Here is a 26,093-nt window from a genome sequence, read left to right as displayed (position 1 = left end):
TAAAAACGAGGTAAAATTTGCTTTGTGCTCCTCATTATGAGATGGGCAACAACCTTGCTTTTTCGTGTTGTCTGGCTTCACAAATTCAAGTTAAGAATCGGATAAATCAACTATTAGCACCCATTCAGTGGCAATAGTTCACAATCGTTTGTGCAAAGTATGCAAAATAGTTCTTTTACTCACTACTTACTTCTGCCCAGGTGTCGGCCAGCCCTCTTTGTCCCAAACCAGCTTCTCCATCCGTAGCTTAGCCCGTCCTTTGTCGGCAGCGTCATACCCGTGAAACACCAGATAATCTTGGTTATCAAAGGTATATACTGAGTTATGACCAACGCCATACCAGTCTTTGTTGCCTTCCATCACCAGCGTGCCACCGCCTTGCTCCAAGCCCATACCGGCCTTGTCGATGTAAGGGCCAGTAATTTCCTTGGCACGGCCAACCACCATTTTGTACGTGCTTTGCGGCCCGCGGCAGCAGTAGTCAAACGACGTAAACAGGTAATAGTAAGACCCTTTCTTGAAAATAAAGGGTGCTTCAATGGCCGCGTCGCCGGGCATGGAGTCGGTGAGTTGGGCATTGCGGGGCCGGCTGGCGATGGTGCGCCACTGCTCGGGTTGGGCAGGAGCCGTCAGGTCGTCGCGGAGCTTTACCAGCTTGATTCCATTCCAGAAGGAGCCGAAGCTCAGCCACGGCGCCCCAGCTGCATCACGGGCTAAATTAGGATCGATGGCGTTCCACATATCCCGGCCCGGCACCGACTGAATAACCTTTCCCTTGTCTACCCATTTGTAATCAGGCGACGCCGGATTCAGGGTTTTATTCGTTGCTAAGCCAATGCAGGAAGTGTTTTTTCCGAAGGCTGAGATCGAATAATAGAGGTAGTACTGCCCATTTTGAAAAGAAATATCCGGGGCCCAAATATGGTTATTCTTGAACCCTGGTACAGCTTTTACAGCCCAGCCTGGTGCCTCGCTGAATACAGACTTCTCACGCTGCCATTGTTGCCTATCTTTCGATGACCATATTGCAATGCCTGGTCCTGTGCAGAACATATAATACGTGCCGTCCTGTCGAATCATTACTGGATCGTGGGCTGGAATCAAGTCTTTGCTTACCTGCGCGTGTGCCCAATGCGCGACCAACAGCAGAAAGCTCAGATAGACAAGTTTTTTCATAGGATCATTCGGTTTACATTAACGATTGTGTAATCTATGCTTAATTAAGTAAAATTGTGCAGATTCAGTATAACTCTCTGTTTACAGTGGGAGCAACTGAACGAGCTACGGGCAGGCACTACCCCACGGAGTACCACGAATACAAATTATGAACCCACGTAAACCCAAGAAAGAGGAAGTGCCCGACAGCCCGGTTTCCATGGCCGATTTAGCCAAGGAATTAGGCGTTTCCATGACCACGGTTTCTCGCGCCCTCAGTGACCACTACAGCATTGGGCCCGCTACCAAGCAGAAGGTATTGAAGCTGGCCAAAAAGCTCAATTACCAGCCCAACCAAATGGCGGCGGCATTGCGCAAGGGCAAGAGCAAGCTTATCGGCGTAATTGTGCCTTACATTGAAGGACGCTTTTTTCCGTCGGTGGTGCATGGCATCGAAACGGCGGCTCGCAAGGCCGGTTTCAGCGTGATTATTTGCCAGTCGAACGAAGACGTAGCCAACGAGCGCAAGAATATTGAAACCTTGCTTAATGCGCAGGTAGCGGGCATTTTGGTGTCATTGTCCCGTAACACGCGCGATTTCAAACACTTCGAAAAGGTCCGGAAGCGAGGTATTCCATTAGTCTTTTTCGACCGCATTCTGGAAGGCGATAATGTGAATGCCGTGGTGCTCAACGACCGGGAAGGCGCCTTCCAAACCACCAAGCACCTGCTGGAGCAGGGCTGCCGCCGAGTGGCACATTTTGCGGGTCCGCAACACCTGAATATTTACAAAAATCGTCGCCAGGGATACGTCGATGCGTTGCGCAGCTTTGACTTGCCGCTGGATGAGGATATGATCATTTACTCCGATATGACCCTTGAACAGGGCACGGAAGGCATGAAGCAGCTACTCTCGCTACCGAATCCGCCTGATGGCGTTTTTGCCGCAGGCGACTCGGCTATTTTGGGAGCGTTGCAACTACTTAAGAGCCGGGGCATTCGCGTGCCACAGGATATTGCGCTGGCAGGCTTCAGCAACGAAGGTTTCACGGCTATTACTGAGCCCATGCTGACTTCCGTAGATCAGCGCTGCGAGGAAATGGGGCAGGCCACGGTGCGCCTATTTATGGAACTGGTGGAGGCCAAAGGCACGCCCTTTTATCAGCGCCAAGTAGTGCTTCAACCGCAATTATTTATTCGGGAGTCCTCGCTGCATTCGGGGAAGCGTTAGGATGTAAATTTGCCCCCCAGCGGTAGCCATCGTTGAACAATCACACCTAAAGCAGGACTGCGTGAGAGAATATCTGCTTTTCGTTGATACGGAAACTTCCGGCATCCCGCAGGACTGGAACAAGCCGTATTCGAGCCGTGACAACTGGCCCCACATTGCCCAGTTGGCGTGGGTGGTGTACACGCGCGATGGGCAGGAAGTAAAGGCCGAGAATCATTACATCCTGTCCAGCGACTACGACATGAGCCCGGCCTCCGCTACCATTCATGGCATCACGCCGGAGTTTTTACGCGAACATGGTAAGCCGAGGCACGAGGTAATGCGCCGTTTGTACGACGATCTACTCCAGTATCAGCCGCTAGTGGTGGCGCATTTTATGCAGCTCGATTATCATATGATGGGCGTGGGCTTTTATCGCGCCGGGCTGGATAATCCGGTGAGTGAGCTGCCCACTTTTTGCACCATGCTGACCTCGGCCCGGTTTCTCCAGTATTCGACTCAGCCAAAACGCGGGCTGCGGCTAAATGAGCTGCACCAACGGCTTTTTGGGGAGCCAATGGCGCGCGAGCACGACGCACTAACCGATGCGTACGCCACCGCCCGCTGCTTTTTTGCCCTGTGGCAGCGTGGCGACATCAACGAGCAAATAATAATGGCCCAACGCCCCCTTGGTGAACCCGGGAAAACCGTTTCGCGCCGGTGGCGCCCATCTCTGACCCATTTTATTGTAGTTCTGGCCCTCGCTGCCCTAGTGGCTCTGCTCCTTTTCTTCTGACATGAACGACCGCCTGGAATTTCTCAAAATGGCAACGCCTTTCAACCGCCTTCCCGATGATGTGCTGGAGGAAGTAGCTGAGTTGCTGCAGGAAGTGACGCACCCGAAGGAAGCAGTTATTTATCTGCAGGATGTGTCGAAGCTACGCGGAATCGACCTTATTGTGGAGGGCGAATACGAAACGTTTTTCTACGACAGCCAACAGAACAAGCGCCTGATCGAAATTTGCCCCCCAGGCTCCTGCTACGGCGGCGTATCGGTGCTCCTGAACAAAAAACGGTCGTTGCGCACCGTGATGGCCCGCAAAGGCACGCGCGTATATTTCCTGCACCGCCGCGATTTCCGGGCGTTGTGCCAGGCCTACGAGGACTTCTTCCAGTACTTCACGCATCGGTATGGGCAGCAGATGCTCAACCCCGAGTACGCCCACTTTTTGCGGCCCGATCAGAAGCCTGGGGGGCAAAATTATATCCTCTCCGATCAGCTTTACTCGCGCCGCCTGGAAACCGTGGAGCTGCGCGATATTGTGGCCTGCGCTGGCAGCACGCCCATTCATGAAGTGGCCCGCCGTATGGCCGCCGCGCGCACCAGCTGCTACTTCATCACCAGCGACGAGCCCGACGCTTCCATTGTAGGCTACGTGACGGATATCACCCTGCGCGACAAGGTAGTAGCTGGCCTGCTCGATGCGAATCAGCCGGTGGCGACTATTATGGATGCGCCCATAGTGGACATTGATAGCCAAGCGTTTGTGTATGAGGCGGTGCTACGGATGTTCAGGACCAAAACCCGGTATTTGTTGGTGAAAAAGGCTGAGGAATACATTGGGTTTATCAGCCGCAACAAGCTACTCAGCGACCAAGCACAGTCGCCATTTGTGTTCATTCAGGCTGTAAAACAAACCCTGTCGGTGCGGGAGTTGAAGCGGCGCTGGGAACAGGTACCCAACATGGTGTACCAGCTGCTGGACCGCGGCGTGAAGCCCGAAATCGTCAACCAGATTATCTCCAGCGTGTCGGATACTATTGCTCTCAAAGTCATTGAGGGCGTAATTCAGGAGCAAGGGCCGCCGCCCGCCAAGTTTGCGTTTATCGTGCTGGGCAGCGAGGGCCGCAAAGAGCAAACTCTGCTCACGGACCAGGATAACGCCATCATTTACGAAGACAAAGCCAACGAGCAGCGCGAAGCGGTGCGCACATACTTCTTGGAGTTTGCACGCATCGTTTCGGAGCGGCTCAACAACATCGGTTTCTCCTTTTGCGAAGGTGGGCTGATGGCGATGAACCCGAAGTGGACTCATTCACTTTCGCACTGGAAACGAAACTACACAGCCTGGATGACGGAGGCGAACCAGGAAACGGTGATGAAGTTTTCCAGCTTTTTCGACTGTCGCTACCTTTACGGCGAGGAAAGCTTGGTAACGGAGCTGCAAGATCATCTGCGCGCTGAGCTGCAAGGCCGCCTCGACCGCTTTCTATATTACATGGCCAATAACGCCCTGCAATACGAACCGCCCCTCACGTTTTTCCGCAATATCCGCACCTTCACGCAAGGCTCGCAGCAGGTTTTTGACTTAAAGAAAACCATGACGCCGATCGTGGATTTGGTGCGCGTATACGCCCTACGTCAACAGATTTTTACCACGAATACCGGCGAGCGCATGGCCTTGCTATCTGAGCAAAATGTGTTTACCGATAAAGAATATCAAGAGCTGCTGCATGCCTACTACTACCTGATGGGTATCCGCCTCAAGAAGCAAGCCCAGCAAATCATCAACGACCGCACCCCTCCTACCAACTACCTCGACCCGCGCACGCTCACCCAAGTGGAGCAGGTTACGTTGAAGGAAACCTTCAAAGTGATATCCGATTTTCAGGTTAAAATCCGGGTAAGCTTCACAAAGACTTTATAACCCTACAGAGCAAAAAAAGCCCCCCAGAAATGTTTCTGGGGGGCTTTTTTAATGACATTTATCAAAGCTACTGAATTAAGGACGACGGTTCACGGCGTTCAAGTCCTCAAACGCCTGCTTCAAGCGCGCCACGAAAGTTTCTTCGCCTTTACGCAGCCACACACGTGGGTCGTAGTATTTTTTGTTGGGCGAATCGGCGCCGTCGGGGTTACCGATCTGGCCTTGCAGATAGCCTTCGTTCTTCTTGTAGTAGTCTTTGATACCCTCCCACAATGCCCACTGCAAATCGGTGTCGATGTTCATCTTGATGGCTCCGTAGCTGATGGCTTCGCGGATTTCCTCTTGGCTAGAACCCGAGCCGCCGTGGAACACAAAGTCAATAGGCAGTGCCTCCGTGATGCTGTGCTTGCTGCGCAGAAACTCTTGCGAGTTGTGCAGGATTTTTGGCTGCAACTTCACGTTGCCGGGCTTGTACACGCCGTGCACGTTGCCAAAGGCCGCCGCGATAGTAAAGCGTGGGCTGATGGCACTCAACTGTTCGTAGGCGTAGGCTACCTCCTCGGGCTGTGTATAAAGCTTAGAGCTATCCACGTCGGAGTTGTCGACGCCGTCTTCTTCGCCACCGGTTACACCTAGCTCTATTTCCAGGGTCATCCCGATCTTGCTCATGCGATCCAGGTAGCGCTTGCAGATTTCGATGTTCTCCTCAATCGGCTCCTCCGACAAATCGAGCATGTGGGAGCTGTACAGCGGCTGACCATACTGGGCGAAATGCTTCTCGCCGGCTGCTAGTAAACCATCAATCCAGGGCAGCAATTTCTTGGCCGCGTGGTCGGTGTGCAGTACAACGGGCACATCATACAGTTCAGCCATCAGGTGCACGTGCTGAGCGCCCGAAATGCCCCCCGCGATGCTAGCGCGTTGGTCGCCATTCGGAATTGACTTACCAGCAAAAAACTGGGCGCCACCATTCGAGAACTGAATCATAACCGGCGAATTCACCGCTTTGGCGGCTTCCAATACGGCGTTCACCGTGTTGGTACCCGTCACGTTCACGGCCGGCATAGCGTAGGCATTGGCCTTCGCATGACGGAAAAGGGCTTGAATTTCGTCGCCGTGAAGCACGCCGGCCCGCAGTGTGGTGAGTTGTTCAGTCATCATAAGGAATGGTGTAAGAGCAAAAAGTATAGGGTGAGAAGTAGGAGTGGCAATTTCCAACATTTTACTGACGAACCAAATGGCCGGTCATAAGAGGTATAGTAATGACCTTGCTCTGCATGACGGTCTAGTTGTTTATTCTTGACTGTTTTTGCCGCATTAGCAACTACTGTACTCGCGTCAGGCGCACATAATCCAGCATAGCCTGGTTCACCGCACCATTCATGTTCTCATTAGCGGACTCAAAGGCTAAAGTCAACGTCTGAGGGCCATTTTCCAAACGTACCAGCACCGAGTTGGAGAAGCCCCAGTTTGACCACTCCGCTACGCCGCGCTGAGGCATTACAATGGTACCTAGCTGTTGCTGACCGTTGCGCAGGGTGCGAATAGCGCATTTATTCTCCGTATTGATTGGTCCGTTGCCGTTGGAATAACGAAAATCAATTGCGTATAGACCCGTTAATGGCACCGTCACAGGAATAGTCAGCGCCTTATTTTTGGTTTTGCTGATTTCAACAAAGCCCTGACCAGTAAAGCCTTTATACGGTAAAGCCGCCTTCGGAGCAACAGACTCCAGTTGATAAAGCTGACTAAACTTTTCCCCATTTACCACCAGCGGCTCGCTGGCAAACGATTCGAGCCCTGACGCATCAACCGCTACCACCTGATACTCAGCGTACCCCGTGGCATCGGCCGGCGACTCTAGCGCCGTGGTAGTTGCTATTGCTTGGCCATTTCTCAGGATGCGGTAGCTCCTCACCCCTTCCTGCTTATTCCAGGTGATGCGATTGTTCGCGAAAGCAACTTCAGGCGCTGCGGGTGAGAATCGGTTAGCAACCTGATTCACTGGGGCCATCTGGGGGGCTTTTCCGAGCAACAGAATGCGCACCTTATGGCGGCCGGTAAGTGTGGCGGGGATGGTGGCATTAGCCAATGGCTTGTCATCCAAGGTGATGGTCGTTATTTCGTTGCCGTAGCCTTCCATCTCAATATCCAGCACCGCCCCCCGATACTTGAACCCGGCCAGCTTACGCGGGCCAGCGAATGCCTGCGGCACAAATGGCCGGAACACCAGCTTATCGGCCTGAAAATCCATTCCAAACAGCACCTTATACACCAGGCTCAGACTGCCTGATAAGCTCCAGAGCATATTGCTGGAGTTGATTTGGGTGCCCGCGAAGTCGCCGTTCTCTGCTACAAAATTCTCCTTGTTTGTCAGGAATAAGGCCGCGGGCCGATAAATGGCAGCCATGCTTTCCGTGAGCGAGGCTTGGTTGCCAACCTTTGCGGCCGCTAGTGCCCAGTAGCTTTGCACAAAGGGCCATACCCCGTTATTGTGGTAAGGCGGAATGCCCGGAATTTGAGGGTAGATGCAGCTGATACCGAAAGGCGTGGTGGGCGTTTTCTGCACCACTCGCTCCGCCCGATCACCTTCGGCCACGCCGAAAAGCACGCTTAGCGCTTCGCCCAGCGCCTCCGCCCGTGGCGACAGTATTTTGTAGGTACGGCCGTACAAAAACTGGCCATAATAGCCCTTTTCAGCCAGCCACAGGTGTTTGTTCATGCCCTGCTTGATCTGCTCCGCTAGCTGCTGATGCTTGCTGGCCACGACTGGTTCGCCAAGTATCCGGGCCATCTGGCTGAGCACCACGTTGCCCTGGTAATGCACCGCGTTGGTCCCCAGCGTTTCCGACTCATAAATATCCACGGGCTGCATCCACTTGGGGTACGTTTGCTCGCGCCAATCCAGAAACGACGATTCGCCGCGTACCATGCCGGTTTGGGAGTTGTAGGCGTTCTGTATGTCGTCCTCAATCGACTTTTTGATAATAGGATACACCGTGCGCAGCCACTGCTCATCGCCGGTTACCTTATAGATTTCCCAAGCGGCCGTGGCCCAAATCATACGGTCGGTGGAGCATGGGTATGCGCCGCCCGTGCCCGTATCCTGAATTATGCGCCCGTCTTCCGACACTTTGCGCATCAGGCTTTTCATAGCCACTTCGGGCTGCAGCATAGCCATCGACAGGATGATACTGTAGCTGATGTCGCGGGTCCAGACGCCGGCCCACTCTTTGCCCGTGCGGAAGGTGCTATCTGGCTCCACCGCCCGTCGCGCTTCCTCCAGCGCCAGATTATACAGCGCATCGGCAATCGGGTACTCCGAAGTGTACTGCGGAAAGTCATCGGTCTTGACAGACTTTTCCCATTTGCCAGCGGTGGTTTTGGCGGCCTGGGGGGCATTTAGGGTCAGCGTAGCCTCATAAATGCCGTTACCATCCGAGTCTTTCAGCTCCAGCTCGGGCTTGTTCACCAGGTTGTCAAAATCCCAGCTCAACGGGGCCGTATTGCCAGCTACAAATACCTTCTTGAAGTCTTCCTTATAAATCTTCTCGCCTTTGAAGGTGGTGTAGTAACCTTGCTTCTTAAATGCCGCCAGCACCGGCCGCATGTCCAGCCGAATCTTCATGGGTGTGTTGGGAGGCAAATACAAGTTGGCTGGCACCGCTCCAGGGTCTACGTAGCGCTGCCCAAACACAATGACCGGTAGTTCGGGGGCTGTTTTGCCCGCCCGCGGCACGGCAATAAACCGATGGTCCTGGCCCGGTGCCAGCTCGTTATCCTTGCCGTTTATACTAAACTTAAAGTTGATTTCCGGGCTCTGAAACTCGTTGGCCGGGCTCTGGTAGTTTGAGGTGAGCGATGTGGGCGAAAGCACCCGCGCTACGTGCTTACCCTGCACCACACTATCGCGATACACGGCGTACGCCTCCGACTTCCACACTGCCCCGGAGTCGTCCGTATCAGTTGATTGCTGCATCTGACAAGCACTTAAGAGAGAACACGCAAGCACAAAGCCCGCTGAAAAGGATGATTGTTTCATACTGGTAATTTGGAAACAAGGCGGTCCAAGCTGATTCAGCCAGCGGCTGATGCAACAGCTTGGCTGCTCAGGCAAAGTGACGAAAGATAGAGCAGTTTCCGTACCCGGGCAGTCATTCTCGCCATCATTTGTGGTTTTGCCTGTCAGAAACGCCACTCCCCGGCGGCCAGCTGCCATAGCCAAAACAGCCAGTGGCCAACGGATACTTTCAATTTTATATGCGAAATCTACAAAATAACATGACGCTGTACTAGAAGCCTGCTCAATCTATGCTTACTTAGGGCTGCTTACATTATTCATTATCTCTACTTCACTATGCACTACCCACCACGCCAGCGGTATGGGCCGCTCCTGCTTGCCTGTCTGCTGCTCACGATCAGCAGTTATGCCCAAAATAAAAAGCCATTGCCGGGCTACGTCGTTACGATGGGCGGCGATACCCTGCAGGGGGCAATTGTTCCAACTAGTAGGTATACACAACAGTATCAGGTAGAGTTTCTTCCGATACGGGGCCACCAACGCCTTAATCTGGATGCCGATCAACTCGCCTCCTTTACTTACTATTCCGACCTGGACACCATCCGCTACGTTTCGCTGCTGTTTGCACAGAAGGGCACTAATTCCCTCAACCGTGCTTTCTTGCAGCAGATACTAGCGGGCGAAGTGCAGCTATATCATTACAGCTTTTATCCTCGCCGGTTCGGTGACAGGGTGTACAATCCTGAAAACAGCCTCGTCATCTATCGCCCGGATAAGATGCAGCTAGACGAGGTCAGTGGATGGAGATTCCCGAAAGATGCTGTCGCTTATTTTGGCGACTGTCCAGAGTTAGTTGCCGACCTACAAGTTGGCCGCTACCGGTATCGTGACCTTCCCACAATAGTTCGGCGGTACAATGCCTGGCATGAATCGCAAAAAACTACGCCTTAAGAGAACAGAATAGCCAAGTTTTCACCAGTACTCATGTTGCCCGACCCTATGGAAGCTGATGTACTTGTAATCGGGGCCGGACTGGCCGGTTTGGTAGCCGCCGCCGAGCTGGCCGACGCCGGCAAAAAAGTGCTTCTGCTCGACCAGGAGCCGGAGCAAAACCTGGGCGGACAAGCGTTCTGGTCGCTTGGGGGGCTTTTTCTGGTCGATTCGCCCGAGCAGCGCCGCATGGGCATCCACGACTCCCACGCCCTGGCTCTGGAAGACTGGCTCGGCACCGCCGCCTTCGACCGCCCCGAGGACAAATGGCCCCGCCGCTGGGCTGAGGCCTACGTAGATTTTGCGGCCGGCGAGAAGCGGTCCTGGCTTTACAAGCAGGGCATGCGATTTTTTCCGGTGGTAGGCTGGGCCGAGCGGGGCGGGTATGGCGCCATCGGTCACGGCAATTCGGTACCGCGCTTCCACGTCACCTGGGGCACTGGGCCGGGGGTATTGGCACCCTTCGAGCGGCGCGTGCGCGAAGGCGTAAAACGCGGCCTTATCACCTTCAAATTTCGGCATCGGGTAGAAGAGTTAATCGTAACAAATGGCGTCGTGAATGGCGTGTTGGGTGAAATTCTGGAACCCAGCGACGTACTGCGCGGGCAGAAAAGCTCCCGCATAGCCGTCGGCGACTTCGCATTTTATGCCCAGGCAGTTATTGTAACGTCAGGTGGTATTGGGGCCAATCATGCGCTGGTGCGGCAAAACTGGCCCGCGCGCCTCGGCGAGCCGCCCAAAAGCATGCTGTCGGGTGTGCCCGCCCACGTCGATGGGTTGATGCTGGGCATCAGCGCCGCCGCTGGGGCGCATTTAATCAACCAGGACCGCATGTGGCACTACCCGGAAGGCATCCAAAACTGGAACCCTATCTGGCCTAATCACGGCATCCGCATTCTACCCGGCCCTTCCTCGCTGTGGCTCGATGCACATGGGAATCGCCTGCCCGTGCCCTTGTTCCCGGGCTTCGACTCGCTGGGCACGCTGCGGTACCTTCGCCAAACAGGTCACGATTACAGCTGGTTTGTGCTAACACAGCGCATTCTGCGAAAGGAATTTGCTCTTTCCGGCTCGGAGCAAAACCCTGATCTGACCAATAAAGACTGGCGCCAGACTCTCTGCCGCGCCTTTGGCAAAGCCGCACCGGCTCCCGTCGAAGCCTTTAAAAAGCACGGCGCCGATTTCGTGGTACGCGACAACCTCGCCGACCTGGTCCGAGGCATGAACGCCCTGACGGAGGAGCCCCTCATCGACCTCGCTTCCCTGGAGCGCGAAGTGCGGGCCCGCGACCGGCAACTGGATAACCCATTCAGCAAAGACAGCCAGATTACGGCCATCCGAGGGGCGCGCAAGTACTTGGGGGACAAACTTATCCGCACGGCCAAACCTCACTCTATACTCGACCCGTCGGCCGGGCCGCTTATTGCGGTGCGCCTGCACATCATCACCCGCAAAACTCTCGGTGGCCTCGAAACCGACCTTTACGGGCGGGTACTGAACGCGGAAGGCAACCCCGTGCGCGGCCTGTATGCGGCGGGCGAGGTAGCTGGCTTTGGCGGCGGCGGTATGCACGGATACCGTGCTTTGGAGGGCACTTTTTTGGGCGGCTGCCTCTTTTCTGGCCGCGTAGCTGGGCGTGCCGCTGCGGCCACCGTTATTTAAGTTTACCCGACAGTACAGGTAAGCTAATCAGGAGGTGGCGTTTACATTTAGTTCGTTGGCAAGCTACTACCGCTGCCACTGTCGATATGAAACCTGCCTTCTTCCTACTAGCCTGCCTTGTCGGCCTATTCATAGCCAAAAGCACCGTCGCGCAACCTGCTAAAACCATTTTCAAATTTGATTTTGGATCAGGTAAAACGGCGCCTGGCTACCAACAGGTTTTACCGACTGCCATTTACACAGCAGACAAGGGCTACGGCTTCGATTTTAACACCACCGTGAAAGCAGTCGACCGGGGTGGAAAAGATGCGCTCAAAGGCGATTTTGTGACCAGTGACAAGCCCTTTTATTTCTCGGTCGATTTGCCGGAGGGCAACTACAATGTGACCTTTACGCTCGGCGATGCCGAGGGCCGCTCGTCCAGCTCCGTGAAGGCGGAATCACGCCGCTTACTGCTAGAAAAGACGGAAACCGCGCCGGGCAAATTCAGCACGCACACGTTTACCATCAACATCAAAAGCCGGCAGATTCTAGGGGGCAATTCGGTGGCTTTGAAACCACGGGAATTAACTAAACTCGATTGGGACAACAAGCTGACGCTGGAGTTCAATGGCTCCGCTACTTGCCTGAGCTCGTTGGAAATAACGCCCAACCCATCGGCCGTCACCGTTTTTCTGGCCGGCAATTCTACCGTGGTCAATCAGGAAGAGGAGCCTTGGGCCTCATGGGGACAGATGCTGCCGCGGTTTCTGAAGCCGGGTGTGGCCGTGGCCAATCATGCCGAATCGGGCCTGAGTTTGGGTAGCTTTCAGGGCTCCCGGCGCCTGGAAAAAGTACTGAGCGTGATGAAGCCCGGCGACTATCTTTTCATTGAGTTTGGGCATAATGACCAGAAGGAAAAAGGCCCCCAGGACGGCGCCTACAACTCCTACACCGAGCGCCTGAAACTGTTCGTCGCGGAAGCCAAAAAGAAGGGTGGAACTCCAGTCATTCTCACCTCCACCAGCCGCCGCTCGTTTGGAGTTGATGGCAAGATTGAGAACAGCCTTGGCGACTATCCCGAAGCCGCCCGCCAGGTCGCCCGCGCCGAGAACGTTGCCCTCATTGACCTTACCGCCATGACTCAAACGCTATATGAAGCGATAGGCGTGGAAGAGTCGAAAAAGGCGTTTGTGCATTATCCGCCTAACACCTACCCTGGTCAGGAGCAAGCCTTAGCCGACAACACTCACTTCAGCCCTTATGGTGCCTACCAGATTGCTAAGTGCGTGGTGGAAGGCATAAAAGCCAATAAACTGGGCTTGGTGAGGTTTCTCAGGAATGACACTCCGCCCTTCTCGCCTGCCAAACCAGATGCGTTAGCCGCTTGGCAATGGGCCGAAAGTCTGCGCACTGATACTGTGAAACCTGATGGCAATTAGCATGATAAAATACGGCCTTGTTTGCCTTTTATTACTCTTCTTTTTGCCCCCCACGTACACGCTGGCGCAGAAAAAACCGGCGGGTAAGTTGGCCCCCAAACCCCTGTATCGCGACCCGATTTATGACGGCGCCGCCGACCCGGTTATAATCTGGAATAAGCGGGAGAAGAAGTGGTTTATGTTTTACACCAACCGCCGCGCCACCGATCCCGCCGCCGAGGGCGTAACCTGGGTGCACGGCACGCGCATTGGCATTGCCGAATCGGCGGACGGGGGCGCCACGTGGAGCTACCGCGACACGGCCAACATCAACTACCGCCCCACCCCACAGTATACGCATTGGGCTTCCGATGTAGTGGAGGATGCAAAAGGCCGCTACCACATGTTTCTGACCTACGTACCGGGCATTTTCACCGACTGGAACCACCCTCGCCATATTCTGCACCTCACGAGTTCGGATTTGCTGAATTGGAAATACGAATCGACGCTTAACCTAACCACCGACAAAGTCATTGATGCCAGCGTATTTCGTCGGCCCGATGGCACGTGGCGCATGTGGTATAACAACGAGCGCGACGGCAAATCAATCTACTACGCCGACAGCCCCGACCTCTACCACTGGCAAGACAAAGGTCTGGCCCTGAAGGAGCGCGGCGAAGGCCCCAAAGTATTCCGCTGGAATGACCGCTACTGGATGATCATCGACAAATGGAAAGGCCTAGGCGTGTACAGCTCCGCCGACTTGCAGCAGTGGCAGCCCCAAGAAGAGCGGCTAGTAGAACTGCCCGGCAAAGGCCCGGAAGATCAAGCCATCGGCGGCCACCCCGACGTAGTAGTGCAGGGCGACCGGGCGTATCTGTTCTACTTCACCCACCCCGGTCGCACCGAAGGCACGCCCTCCGCAGCCGCCACCATCGCCACGAAACGCAGCCTGATTCAGGTAGTTGAGCTGCACTACGCCAACGGCAAGCTCACCTGCGACCGGGACCAGCCCACGTATATTCAGCTCAAGCCAACTGGTAAGCAACCTAAAAAACCATTGTAAAAAGCCCCCCTAGATGCCGCCAATTTCCTTCTTAAAAAGCCCGAAGGCTTTCCTACTTGCTGCCAGCTTCTTCATCAGTCTCAGCACGTTTGCTCAGCAGATTGCACCGAAAGGGCAAGCACTGGTATTTGCTTACTTCAAAGGCAACGGCCAAGACGGCCTGCACCTGGCCCACAGCAAGGATGGCTACACCTGGACGGCCTTGAAAAAAGACAGCACCTTTTTGCGACCCACTGTGGCCCAAGACAAGCTCATGCGCGACCCCTGCGTGATTCGGGGCAAGGATGGACTGTTTCACATGGTCTGGACGGTAAGCTGGAATGATAAAGGCATCGGCTACGCTTCTTCCAAAGACCTGGTGAACTGGTCGGAGCAGCAGTTTATTCCGGTGATGCAGCACGAAGCAGAAGCACGCAACTGCTGGGCTCCCGAAATCACGTTGGACGAAAAAACTGGCACCTACTTAATCTATTGGGCCACCACCATTACCGGCAAATTTCCCGAAACCCAAAGCACCGCCGACAAGGCCTACAACCACCGCCTCTACTACGTCACTACTAAGGACTTCAAGACCTTCAGCGACACGAAGCTGCTCTACGAGCCCGGCTTCAACTCCATCGATGCTACCATCCAGCGCGACGGTAAACGCTACGTCATGATTCTGAAAGACGAAACCCGCGAGCCCGCTCAAAAGAACCTAAAGGTGGCTTTCAGCAACAACCTCACTGGCCCGTACGGCAAAGCCTCCGCTCCCATCACTGGCAAGTATTGGGCAGAAGGACCTACTGCCATTCAGCTCGGTAAGCAGTGGCTGGTATACTTCGATAAATACACCGAGCATAAATACGGCGCCGTCCGCTCCAGTGACCTCAAAGCGTGGACTGACGTTTCCGACCAAATAAGCTTTCCTGCGGGCGCCCGCCATGGCACCGTCATTCAAGTGACGCAGAAGGAACTAGAGTTGCTGCTGAAGCAGTAATTGCCAGAATAATTGCGCGATTATAGACCTGCCATCATCAGCACGTCATGCAGAGCAACGCGAAGCATCTCGCGTGTTTGATTGCAATGGTATTGTCATGCTGAGCGGAGTCGAAGCATCTCTCCTGGTTACTAATCTCAACGAAGCGGCAGAGATGCTTCGACTCCGCTCAGCATGACGGTTAGTTTGGCAACGACCGCACGCGAGATGCTTCGCGTTGCTCTGCACGACCGCCAACTTGATTATTTACCCAGCCTTCTTTACGAGATACTTCTGTAGGGGGCATTTTCTGAGGTCGCGGATTCCCTCGGCTACTATGGCGGCGTTCAGCTTCGCGCCGGCCTCGATGGTGTGTGTGTGGTCTTGGGTGTTGAAGTAAGTTGCTCGTACCTTTTGCTCACCCTCGGCGTCATATTTATCGGCTATCCGGTTGTTCAAATCGATGTAATAAGCGCCACCCTGTTTGGCGGCCTCGGCGGCCCACTGGCCGTAATCAGCGGAGGCGCGCTTCACTTTGCCCTCCTGCCACTGATTGCGCGGAATAAGTGAGCACACAATGACGGTGGCGCCTTTGGCCTTGGCGTCGGCAATGTACTGGCGCAGATACCAGCCGTAGCTATGCACCACTTCCTGCTGCTTAGTGATGGGATTATAAATCTCCTGACTCTCGTCGCCGTTGCTGCGGATGGTGCCGCGGGCCCGGGCCGTATCCGCCAGAGGATTGTTGTCGTTGTGGCCGAATTGCATGATCACGAAGTCGCCGGGCTTCAGCTTGGCCTGCACATCGGCCCATAGGCCTTGGGTGCGAAACGTGCGGCTGCTGGTGCCGCCCAAGGCCGCGTTGCGAATGGCCAGGCGGGTGGTATCGAAGTGAGCGGTTAGGAAATTTCCCCAACCCCAGAGTCCACCGTCGCCGTTGCCTTTGCCGTTTTTTACGGTCGAATCACCAATGAGGTAGAGCGTGGGTTTCGCCTTCTGTTTTGGCAGAAAACCCAGTGAGAAAAACACCAGCACAACCACCAGTATAACAAGCCCTCTGGGGGGCATTTTTGCAAATGTTTTTATCATAAGAGCGGATTCTGGCTGCGTGTTTTTTATTGTAGCGAGTGATAATACATGAACGATGTAGAGACGCATACTTGCGTCTTGTCGTTGAACGACTCGTGTCGCGCAAACCTGAGTTAGCGTTTGGCTAGATAGCTGCGCAAGGGTAACCGCTTGAGTTCTTTGATCCCAGCCACCACCGATTCGGCATTGATGCGGGCGCCGGCTTCGTTGGTGTGGGTGTGGTCGCCGGCGAAGAGTTTGGCTACTTCCTCTGGCCCTAGCTTGTCGTATTTGTCGGCTGTAAGTTTGTTCAGGTCAATAAACTGCACGCCTTCCTGCTGAGCTACTTCGGCGGCCCATTTGCCAAAATCCTGATTGGCGCGCTTCACCTTGCCGTCTTGCCACTGATTGCGCGGAATCATAGAAGCCACGATGGGCGTGGCGCCTTTGGCTTTTGCTCCCCGAATAAAATGACGCAGATACCAGCCGTAGGTGTGCACGGTTTCCTGGCGTCCGTCGGGCCATGTCAAGCTCTTGGTTTCTTCACCAGTGCCGCGCAGCACGCCACGTCGGCCAGCCTTGGTAGTGTCGGGCGCGCTGCCTTCATTGTGGCCAAACTGCATGATGAGAAAGTCGCCGGGCCGCAGGAGCGAATCGACGCGCCGCCAGCGGCCCTCCGACACGAAGGTGCGCGTGCTGCGCCCGGCCATGGCGTGGTTGGCAATAGCAATGCGCGTGGTATCAAAAAAGCCCCCCAACTTGCTTCCCCATCCCATTTGCGGCAAGTGCGAATTATTGACTGTGGAGTCGCCGATCAGGTAAAGCGTTGGCTTGGGCTTCGCAAATTGGATGAATGCAGTAAGGCAACAAAACAGGAGTAGCAGAGCGAAAGCGTTTCTCATAAAGGGTATCAATAGGAAGCATACACAAGGAAAAGCTTCGTTCTGCCCAAACTCTCCTGCACTGTTGGTGCCTGAGGCGGGGCGAACAGTAAGTCAGCAACTCAATTGTAGCGCTATCTGCGTAGCTACAGGCCGATTTGGGGGGCAGATAAAAAGAATTTCAAGGCTTAATAGAGGTCAGGAAAAGCGGAGAGCAAAGAGTCAGAATACACTGATCATTAAAATGTTATATACAGGACACTGCAGGAGACTTTGCGGGATTTTATAAGACAACTTTGATAAGTACCAGGACACCTATCAGGTGTGCTAGCATTTCCGACCTATCCCAATTTCCACTTCCAGCTCTATTACTATGATTAGAAATTTACAATGGCTCAACCGCAATGTAGCCATGTGCGCGATGCTGACCGCATTGAGCACGCCCGTCGTGAGTATGGCTCAGGGGCAGAAAAAAGCCCCACAGTCCGCACAGCGACAAATGGAAAAGCTCAATCGCGGCATTGTGGCTGTGAAGCTCCCCGATGGTCAGGTATTCGTGAGCTGGCGCTTGTTGGCTACCGACAACGCCCGGGTCGGCTTCAATTTATTTCGCAAAACTACTGATGGCGAAGCGGTTAAGCTCAACGCCAAACCTATTACTGAAAGCACTAACTGGGTAGACGCCACTGCTGCTACGGCCCCAGATGCAACCTATTTTGTGCGCGCCGTGCGCAATGGTGGCCCCGGCCAAGGAGAGGAGTCGTCGAGCCCAGATATGGCCACGGCGTGGGCCCAACAGTATATGCGCCTTGCGCTCCAACGTCCGGCGGGCGGCACCAACGCGAGCGGAGCCTATACTTACACTCCCAACGACTGCTCAGTGGGTGACCTTGACGGTGATGGCACCTACGAGATTATTGTAAAATGGGACCCCACTAACGCCAAAGACAACTCGCAAAGCGGCTATACCGGCAACGTGTACCTCGATGCTTACAAGCTTGATGGCACGCAGCTGTGGCGCATTGATCTAGGAAAGAACATTCGGGCCGGTGCGCACTACACTCAGTTTATGGTATACGATCTGGATGGTGATGGCAAGGCCGAAGTAGCTTGCAAAACCTCCGATGGAACCATCGACGGCCAGGGTAAAGTAATGGGCGATGCCAACGCTGATTACCGCAACTCAGCCGGCTACATTCTGCGTGGCCCCGAGTACCTGACCGTGTTCAATGGCCTCACGGGCGCTGCTTACCCCAGCGTGACCTATTTGCCCCAGCGCCACCCTGTAAAGGGCGACAACCCAACAACTTCCGAGCTAAACGCTATCTGGGGAGACAATTATGGCAACCGCGTCGACCGTTTCCTGGGGGCCGTGGCTTACCTTGACGGCGTGCATCCCAGCTTGGTGATGTGTCGTGGCTACTACACTCGCTCTGTGCTGGTAGCCTGGGATTTTAAGGATGGGCAGCTCACCCAGCGCTGGACCTTCGATAGCGACGATCCGAGCACGCCCGGCAATAAGGCTTACCGCGGCCAGGGCAACCACAACCTTACCGTAGCCGACGTAGACGCCGACGGCAAGGACGAAATCGTGTACGGCTCGTGCGCCATCGACGACGATGGCAAGGGGCTGTACTCCACGGGCCGTGGCCACGGCGATGCACTGCACGTATCCGATATGGACCCCGACCGCCCCGGCTTAGAGGCATTTTCGCCCCACGAAGACCAGAAAGCGTATGGCAGCGCCGCCGCCGACTTCCGCGACGCCCGCACTGGCGAGCTTATCTGGGGACGGCCCGGCCCCAACCAGGGCGACGTAGGTCGTGGCTTAGCCGCCGATATTGACCCGCGCTACAAAGGCTTCGAAGCCTGGGCCTCCAGAGGCGGTTTGTATTCGGCAAAAGGCGAACAAATCAGCACTTCCCGGCCTAGCATCAACTTTGCCATCTGGTGGGATGGCGACTTGTCGCGCGAGTTGCTGGATGGCACCTCGATTGATAAGTGGAACTTCGAAACCAGCAGATCTAACCGCTTGCTTTCGGCCTCTACTTTCGGGGCGGCCCAAAACAACACGACGAAAGCCAACCCTGGCCTCTCCGCCGACCTGTTTGGCGACTGGCGCGAAGAAGTTATCTGGCGCAATGCAAACGATGCAGAGCTGCTGATTTTCACGACCACGATTCCTACGCAGTACCGCCTCACCACGCTCATGCACGATCCGCAGTATCGCCTGAGTGTTGCCTGGCAGAACGTAGCTTACAACCAGCCGCCGCATACCGGCTTTTATCTGGGCTCCGACATGGAAATAGCTAGCGCAAGCCCTACGGCTCCGGGAAAGGTAAAGGGCAAGGCTGCCGTGTATCCTAATCCTACTACCAATTCTTTCAAAATCGCCTCTAAGCACGCCTTCACCTATGAAGTGTATAACGGCTTCGGGCAAGTAGTAGAACAGGGCGAAGGCAAGCACGTGAAAGAGGTAGGCGGCAGCTTACAGACCGGCATGTACGTTGTGAAAGTGCATACAACTGAGGGCGTTGAAACCTTGCAAGTATCGAAGGAATAACAAGCTATCATTCCAATAGAAAGGGCGCTGACGGTATAGTCAGCGCCCTTTTTTTGTGGATGAAGAAAACATTTGATAGAAACCAGCACAAATAAAAAAGCCCCCCAGACGGGAAAAAGCGCCGAGTTTAGGCCGAAGCAGGATACTACAGGTAGCACGCAGAAGAAATCTGGCCTAAGTTGGCTTACCAAACGCCTCCTTCCGCCCTTCTGAGCTACTGATTATGAAGACCAACCTGCTGACTTGGCTTACTTGTCTGACGCTGCTTTGGGCCGGCAATACTGCCGCCCAAACGCCCACGCAGAAGCAAGTCCGCTACCTCTCCGGCACCGACAACACGCACACCGCCACCTGGGATTTTTACTGCACCGGCGGCCGCAAAAGTGGTTTCTGGACCAAAATTCAGGTACCATCGTGCTGGGAGCAGCAGGGTTTTGGCAGCTACAACTACGGCCGCGACTACAAAACCTACGGCAAAAACTTCCGCTTCGCCGACGAGAAAGGCATGTACAAGCACACCTTTCAAGTGCCCGCCACCTGGCGCGACCGGGAGGTATTCATCGTGTTTGAGGGCTCGATGACGGATACCGAAGTCAAGATAAATGGTCAATTGGCCGGCCCGATTCACCAGGGGGCTTTTTACCGCTTCAAATACAATCTCTCCGACAAGCTCAACTTCGACAAGCCCAACGTTCTGGAAGTAACGGTGAGCAAGATGTCGGCCGACGCCTCCGTAAATAACGCCGAGCGCCTGGCCGACTACTGGATTTTCGGTGGCATTTTCCGGCCTGTTTACCTCGAAGCTTTTCCCAAGCAGTTCAGCCCCCAGCTCGCCATCGATGCCCGCGCCGATGGCTCTTTTAAGATGAATGTCGCCCTAAAAGGTTTGCGCCAAGCCACCGACGTGCAGGCTGATATTGTGAATGCGCAAGGCACTGTAGTGGGTACGGCACGGGGCCGGGCCAATGCGCAGGATTCGCTGATTCAACTGAAAACGACCGTCAGCAAGCCGCTGCTTTGGACCTCCGAAACCCCGAATATGTACCGCGTGAATGTGGCGATGCAGGCTGGGGGGCAAAATCTGTATCAGACCTCGGAGCGCTTCGGCTTTCGCACCATTGAAATTAGGCGCGGCAAGGGCGTTTATGTGAATGGCACGCAGGTAAAATTCAAGGGCATCAACCGGCACAGCTGGTGGCCCGAAACCGGCCGCACCCTCAACGACTCCATCCACCTGATGGATGTGCAGCTGATGAAGGAGATGAACATGAACGCCGTGCGCATGTCGCACTACCCGCCCGACGCTAAGTTCCTAGAAATCTGCGACTCCCTGGGCCTTTATGTGCTCGACGAGTTGGCCGGCTGGCAAAAAGCGTACAGCACGCCCGCCGGTGCTAAGCTGGTGAAAGAGATGGTGCAGAAGGACGTGAATCATCCCAGCATCATCTTCTGGAGCAACGGCAACGAGGGCGGCCACAACAAAGAACTGGACGACGACTACGGCCAATACGACCTTTCCAACCGCCCCGTCATTCACGCCCACCACCGCCCCGGCAACCAGCACAACGGCATCGACTGCAACCACTACGAGAACTACTACAGCTCCCAGAAAATCCTAGCCGACTCGCTCATCTATATGCCCACCGAGTTTCTGCACGCCCAGGACGACGGCGGTGCCGCTGTGGGCCTCCACGACTTCTGGGAGCTACACTGGTCTTCTCAACGCTCGGCGGGGGGCTTTTTATGGGCCCTGGTTGACGAAGGCATCGTGCGCACCGACCAGCGCAATATCATCGACGTGAACGGCGTAAACGCGCCCGACGGCGTGGTGGGCCCGCACCGCGAAAAGGAAGGCAGCTTCTACGCCATCCGCGAGATTTTCTCCCCCATCAAGATTGATTTGGAAGAGCTACCGGCCAAGTTTAATGGCACACTGGAAGTAGAAAACCGCTACCATTTCAACAACCTCAGTCAGTGCTTTTTCCAGTGGGAGCTGGTGAATCATCGCCAGCCCGGCGAGACCTTCACCGGCTCGACTACCATGAAAAAAAGCCGCGTGGAAAGCCCCAAAATCGCTCCCCTGGCGAAGGGCAAGCTTAAGCTCGGCCTGCCTAAAGACTGGAAAAACTATGATGCGTTAGTGCTCTCCGCCTTCGACCCACAAAAGAACCTGGTGTACAAGTGGACCTGGTCGACAGGAAGCAACAAACAACTGCTCCGCAACATCCTGACGCTACAGGAAAAGGAAAAGCAGCCCATCGAAACTGCCGAAACCGACACCACGCTCACACTCAAAGCCAGCAACATCACCGTCACCTTCAACAAAACCAACGGCCACATTACTGGTCTGAAAGGCAACAGCGGCGACAAATTATCCTTCGGCAACGGCCCCATTCTGGTAGCTGGCCAAGCCAAGTTCACAGGCCTGCGCCGTCGCACCGAATCCGATGGGGAAGTAATCGAAGCCAGCTACGAAGGCGACCTCAAAACCGTGCGCTGGAAAATGTACGGCAGCGGCTGGCTCCAGCTCGATTACGAGTACGCGCTGCAAGGCGATTTTCCTTTCGCTGGCCTGAGCTTCACCTACCCCGAAAACTTCGTCATAGGGGCCAAATGGCTGGGCAAAGGCCCCTACCGCGTTTGGAAAAACCGCCTGCAGGGTGTTAACACCGACGTGTGGGAAAACGCCTACAACAATACCCACACCGGTGCGGCCCCCTGGATTTATCCAGAATTCAAAGGCTACTTCGCCGACATCGCTTGGCTGGAAATGAACACCGTAGAAGGTAAGTTTCTGGTCGCCAGCCCCGACAAAGGCCTGTTCGTGCGCCTCTTCGATTTCTACGGTCTATCTGGCGTAAAGTCCAGCCCGGACCTGCCGGGGGGGAATTTATCCTTCCTCGATGCCATCCCGCCCCTGGGCACCAAGCTAGCCCTGAACATCGACGCCAACACCAAAAACCTAGGCCCTAATAGTGAGCTAAACCACCTCAACGGCTCCACCAAACGCACGCTTTATTTCTTCTTCGGCCTACCCAAAACAACCGGCACACCCCAGCCTTACACTGTTCCAGCCAAGAACGATTTATTTTAAGTTAAGCAGAAAAGTTCTCTTGGTCATAACAGCCAAAAGAAAGTCATGCAGAGGCGGAGCCGAAGCATCTCGCGTGCTGATGTGAGAGTAGTAACTCAACTAAACACGCAAGATGCTTCGGCTCCGCCTCTGCATGACCGCCTATTCGATAGTCGAGAGGCGTTCTTCAACATCTCGACTATCAAATAGTCTACTTCACCATTTCCATCTCCACACTAGCCATGATAAATGGCCCCACGCCTTTAAAATCATTCTTCTGAATAGGCTCGCTTAGGTAATACTCGTAGCTGCCGTCGCGGTAGGGAGTGCCACCGAGGCCACCCACGCTCACCGTGCCATTCAGGGTCAGCAACCCATCCGATTCAGTTTGCACAAACTGCTTTAGAATTCCTAGATAGCCTTTGTCGGCTACTTTCTGGAACGACTTATCGATGTAGCCGAGGCGGGCGCCCTTAGCCAGCGCGTACACAAACATACACGATGCGGAAGCTTCCACGTAATTGCCAGCGCGACTGCCTTGGTCGCTTACTTGCCACCATGCGCCCGTTTTCGGGTCCTGATACTTCGCCAACACGGGAGCCAAACGTTGCAGATACATAATAAGCTTGGCCCGTTCCGGATGATCCTTAGGAAAGTAGTCGAGCACATCAACCAGCGCCATCGCGTACCAGCCTATACCGCGTCCCCAGAAGTTGGGCGACAAGCCCGTTTTCTTGTTGGCCCATTGCTGCTCCCGACTTTCGTCGTAGCCGTGGTAAAGCAAGCCCGTTTTGGGGTCAACCAGGTTTTTCTCGATTAAAGAAAACTGTTTGGCTACCTCATCAAAGCCTTTTGGCTGCTTGAAAAGCTTGCTGTATTCAGCGGAAAAAGGCTCCGCCATGTATAGGCCATCCAGCCACATCTGGTTGCTATAGCGCTTCTTATGCCAATAGCCGCCTTCCTTCGTACGCGGCTGCGCATTAAGCTGCTGATGCAGGCGGTGCGCGGCTTTGCGGTACTTTTCCTGATCTAAGCCCGGCTGCTGACTCAGGGTAAGCAGAATGCGGCCGGTGTTGATGTTATCGAGGTTAAAGTCCTCGTACTTGTAGCGCTGAATGGAGCCATCAGCGCCGATGGAATACTCCATAATGCGCACGATGTAGTCGAGGTATTTCCGCTCGCCCGTGCGCTGCCACACGCGTTCAATGGCCTTCAACATGAGACCCTGTTCGTAGCCCCAGCGGGCCACTTTATTCTGCTCCAGCCCCAGGGAATCGGGGTAGCGCTTGATAAACGAATCGGCCATGCGCTGTGATAATGCGGCCGATTTCTTTTGGGCAAAAACCGCTGGGCAGACTAGCAGATACAACAGCGAAAGCAACAGGATTTTTTTCATACAGAAAGCGCGTTTGGGGGGCTTTTTCGGGGGTTATTAGCCCAGAAATGATTTTATATAATGGTCAAAGAAGTCGACCGTCATGCAGCGCGTCGCGAAGCATCTCTCTCGCTTCGTGAATTACCATTGCAAGTAAACACGCGAGATGCTTCGCGACGCGCTGCATGACGGGCTTTAGATTGGGTAATTTCACCCAGCCTTAGCGTCTTAATTTTTGGAAACGACGACGGCCTTTTTCTTTACCTTCTCACCAAACTCCACCCCTACTTTTGCCTTCGAAACATCCGTATTAACAAGCCGCACATTCTTCGCCTTTTCCGCACCCGAAACGCGCAGCAGTACAGCCGCCTGGGGGGCATATTTGATGTTATCAAGCGTGATATTCTGGCTGTTGTGCACCTCCATTACTGGGTCGGTTTTCTGTGTTAGCAGCGTCACGTTGCGCAGCTGAATATTGTCGGCTTCGATGCAAACCAGCCCCTGCTGACTTTGTAAAACGGCATTTTCGATACTGATGTCTTTGATGCTCATTTCGGGAAGGCCGCGCACCAGAATGCCGGTTTTGGCGCCGTTGCAGGTCACGTTGCGAATCTGAATTTTGCGAAACTGCGGCGTGCTCTCATCCACGGGCTTGGCCGGCGAAATGGGCCGCTCTTTTGAGCCTGCTACCTGCGGGGTCGGATCTTTGATCATGTAATACATGTCGAAGAGAATGGCTTCGCCGGGAATATCTTTCATGTCTACATTCTCGATGAAGATATTCTCGACCACGCCACCACGACCCCGCGTAGTTTTGAAGCGTAGCCCAATGTCGGTGCCGATAAACGTGAGGTTGGACACGTAGATATTTCGCGCCCCACCCGACATCTCCGAACCAATCACGAAGCCGCCGTGGGCGCGGTACACTTTGCAGTTGCGGATGATAAAATTCTCGGTAGGCATGGCCCGCTGCCGCCCCTGCTCGTTGCGCCCCGACTTGATGCAGATAGCATCGTCGCCCACGTCAAATGTGGAGCCTTCCACCAACCCATTTTTGCAGGATTCCAAATCCAGCGCGTCGGTATTGGGGGTGTAAGGTCCGTTGAGCACGGTCACGTTGCGCACCACAACGTCTTCGCTCATCATCGGGTGCAGGGTCCAGGCCGGCGAGTTCTGAAACGTCACACCCTCCAGCAGCAGCCGTTTGCAATGGTCGAGCACCAGCATGTCGGGGCGCAGATAGTCCTTGATATCCTCAAAATCCTTGATTTCGGATTTCTCTTCGCTGAGCACACCAGCCTCTTTTACCAACGTGCCTTTTAGGCTTTGCGGCGAGGGATACCAGCGGTCCTGCTTCTCGTTGAGCACGCCGCCCGACGCCACCAGCTGCTTCCACCCCGATTCAGTGGAGCGCCCTTTCTGCACCATATACCACGCCTCGCCCGCGCCATCTACAATGCCTTTGCCGGTGACGGCTACATTTTCCAGGTTCTTGCCATAAATCTGCGGCTGATTGCGCACGGCGGCCAAACCTTCCCAGTTGGTTTTAATCAGCTTATAGTCAGCCATCTTATTGCTGAACTGCACCAGCGCTCCTTCGGCAATGTGCAGATTCACGTTGCTGCGCAACTCAATGGGCCCCGTGCGCCAGTGCCCGCGCGGCACCAGCACCACTCCCCCACCCTTCTGGCCACAGGCGTCAATGGCTTGCTGCAAAGCCGTGGTGTTAGAAGTCACGCCATCGGCCACCGCGCCGTACTTGGTTATCGAAAAGGTATCGGCCCGGAAGGAAGTGGTTTTGACAGGGGGCAAATTCGGCTTGAAATAGGTCTGGGCGGAAGCCAAAGTTGGCAGCACCAGAAGACTAAGCAGGGAGAGGTGTTTTATCATGATGAGAGTTGGAGAGTAACAGAGGGAGTTATAGAGTAAGACTAAAGAGGTAGAAAGCTACTACTGGTAGAGA

General features: G+C 54.7%; 17 protein-coding genes. 10 read left to right on the top strand and 7 right to left on the bottom strand.

Features of this window, described 5'->3' with window-relative positions; all coding sequences use genetic code 11:
- Nucleotides 1-186 precede the first annotated feature (186 nt).
- Nucleotides 187-1,176 carry an arabinan endo-1,5-alpha-L-arabinosidase gene (locus tag H8B13_RS12510; RefSeq protein ID WP_187311151.1) on the bottom strand — a complete coding sequence of 330 codons (990 nt, stop codon included), beginning with the start codon at nt 1,174-1,176 and terminating at the stop codon, nt 187-189.
- Nucleotides 1,177-1,324: 148 nt separating this feature from the next.
- Between H8B13_RS12510 and H8B13_RS12505 the strand changes: the two genes are divergently transcribed.
- The 3 genes from H8B13_RS12505 (at nt 1,325) to H8B13_RS12495 (ending at nt 5,073) form a co-directional block, all read left to right on the top strand.
- Nucleotides 1,325-2,386 (top strand): LacI family DNA-binding transcriptional regulator, encoded by a 1,062-nt coding sequence (locus H8B13_RS12505; RefSeq protein WP_187311150.1) that lies wholly within the window; start codon nt 1,325-1,327, stop codon nt 2,384-2,386.
- Nucleotides 2,387-2,447: 61 nt separating this feature from the next.
- The gene (locus H8B13_RS12500; RefSeq protein ID WP_187311149.1) at nt 2,448-3,161 is read left to right on the top strand and encodes an exonuclease domain-containing protein; all 714 of its coding nucleotides are present in this window, start codon (nt 2,448-2,450) and stop codon (nt 3,159-3,161) included.
- 1 nt (nt 3,162) lies between these two features.
- Nucleotides 3,163-5,073 (top strand): DUF294 nucleotidyltransferase-like domain-containing protein, encoded by a 1,911-nt coding sequence (locus tag H8B13_RS12495; RefSeq protein ID WP_187311148.1) that lies wholly within the window; start codon nt 3,163-3,165, stop codon nt 5,071-5,073.
- Nucleotides 5,074-5,148: 75 nt separating this feature from the next.
- Here H8B13_RS12495 and fbaA read toward each other — a convergent pair whose 3' ends face one another.
- Entirely contained in the window at nt 5,149-6,231 is a 1,083-nt protein-coding gene (gene fbaA / locus H8B13_RS12490; RefSeq protein WP_187311566.1) for a class II fructose-bisphosphate aldolase, read from the bottom strand.
- A gap of 166 nt (nt 6,232-6,397) precedes the next feature.
- On the bottom strand, nt 6,398-9,052 hold the full coding sequence (locus H8B13_RS12485; RefSeq protein ID WP_261990355.1) for an MGH1-like glycoside hydrolase domain-containing protein: 2,655 nt from the start codon (nt 9,050-9,052) through the stop codon (nt 6,398-6,400).
- A gap of 378 nt (nt 9,053-9,430) precedes the next feature.
- On the opposite strand from H8B13_RS12485, the gene H8B13_RS12480 reads away from it, so the two are divergent.
- The 5 genes from H8B13_RS12480 to H8B13_RS12460 all read left to right on the top strand — a co-directional run bounded on the left by H8B13_RS12480 (nt 9,431) and on the right by H8B13_RS12460 (nt 15,191).
- Nucleotides 9,431-10,045, top strand: coding sequence for a hypothetical protein (locus tag H8B13_RS12480; RefSeq protein WP_187311146.1), 615 nt, complete (start codon nt 9,431-9,433; stop codon nt 10,043-10,045).
- Between the two features lie 33 nt (nt 10,046-10,078).
- Nucleotides 10,079-11,746 carry an FAD-binding dehydrogenase gene (locus H8B13_RS12475; protein ID WP_261990354.1) on the top strand — a complete coding sequence of 556 codons (1,668 nt, stop codon included), beginning with the start codon at nt 10,079-10,081 and terminating at the stop codon, nt 11,744-11,746.
- A gap of 86 nt (nt 11,747-11,832) precedes the next feature.
- Nucleotides 11,833-13,167 carry a rhamnogalacturonan acetylesterase gene (locus tag H8B13_RS12470; RefSeq protein WP_187311145.1) on the top strand — a complete coding sequence of 445 codons (1,335 nt, stop codon included), beginning with the start codon at nt 11,833-11,835 and terminating at the stop codon, nt 13,165-13,167.
- Between the two features lie 43 nt (nt 13,168-13,210).
- Nucleotides 13,211-14,212 (top strand): glycosyl hydrolase, encoded by a 1,002-nt coding sequence (locus tag H8B13_RS12465; RefSeq protein WP_222841419.1) that lies wholly within the window; start codon nt 13,211-13,213, stop codon nt 14,210-14,212.
- 13 nt (nt 14,213-14,225) lie between these two features.
- On the top strand, nt 14,226-15,191 hold the full coding sequence (locus H8B13_RS12460; RefSeq protein WP_187311143.1) for a glycoside hydrolase family 43 protein: 966 nt from the start codon (nt 14,226-14,228) through the stop codon (nt 15,189-15,191).
- A 246-nt stretch (nt 15,192-15,437) separates the two neighbouring features.
- Here the strand turns inward: H8B13_RS12460 and H8B13_RS12455 are convergent, their stop codons facing one another.
- Together H8B13_RS12455 and H8B13_RS12450 are read right to left on the bottom strand one after the other, a co-directional pair.
- Nucleotides 15,438-16,259 carry a rhamnogalacturonan acetylesterase gene (locus tag H8B13_RS12455; protein ID WP_261990353.1) on the bottom strand — a complete coding sequence of 274 codons (822 nt, stop codon included), beginning with the start codon at nt 16,257-16,259 and terminating at the stop codon, nt 15,438-15,440.
- A 113-nt stretch (nt 16,260-16,372) separates the two neighbouring features.
- Complete coding sequence (locus H8B13_RS12450) at nt 16,373-17,140, bottom strand: rhamnogalacturonan acetylesterase (protein ID WP_187311142.1); 768 nt, start codon at nt 17,138-17,140, stop codon at nt 16,373-16,375.
- A 352-nt stretch (nt 17,141-17,492) separates the two neighbouring features.
- Here H8B13_RS12450 and H8B13_RS12445 point away from each other — a divergent pair, with 352 nt between their 5' ends.
- On the top strand, nt 17,493-19,682 hold the full coding sequence (locus tag H8B13_RS12445; RefSeq protein ID WP_187311141.1) for a T9SS type A sorting domain-containing protein: 2,190 nt from the start codon (nt 17,493-17,495) through the stop codon (nt 19,680-19,682).
- Nucleotides 19,683-19,905: 223 nt separating this feature from the next.
- The gene (locus H8B13_RS12440) at nt 19,906-22,776 is read left to right on the top strand and encodes a glycoside hydrolase family 2 protein (protein WP_187311140.1); all 2,871 of its coding nucleotides are present in this window, start codon (nt 19,906-19,908) and stop codon (nt 22,774-22,776) included.
- 190 nt (nt 22,777-22,966) lie between these two features.
- Here H8B13_RS12440 and H8B13_RS12435 read toward each other — a convergent pair whose 3' ends face one another.
- Together H8B13_RS12435 and H8B13_RS12430 are read right to left on the bottom strand one after the other, a co-directional pair.
- Nucleotides 22,967-24,151, bottom strand: a complete 1,185-nt coding sequence (locus H8B13_RS12435) for a glycoside hydrolase family 88 protein (RefSeq protein ID WP_315985136.1) — start codon at nt 24,149-24,151, stop codon at nt 22,967-22,969.
- A gap of 207 nt (nt 24,152-24,358) precedes the next feature.
- Complete coding sequence (locus H8B13_RS12430; RefSeq protein ID WP_187311139.1) at nt 24,359-26,020, bottom strand: glycoside hydrolase family 28 protein; 1,662 nt, start codon at nt 26,018-26,020, stop codon at nt 24,359-24,361.
- Between the last annotated feature and the right edge of the window lie 73 nt (nt 26,021-26,093).

This window comes from Hymenobacter sp. BT188 (genome assembly GCF_014333585.1).
In the GTDB taxonomy this organism is placed as follows: domain Bacteria; phylum Bacteroidota; class Bacteroidia; order Cytophagales; family Hymenobacteraceae; genus Hymenobacter.
This window is presented reverse-complemented; position numbering and strand designations above follow the sequence as displayed.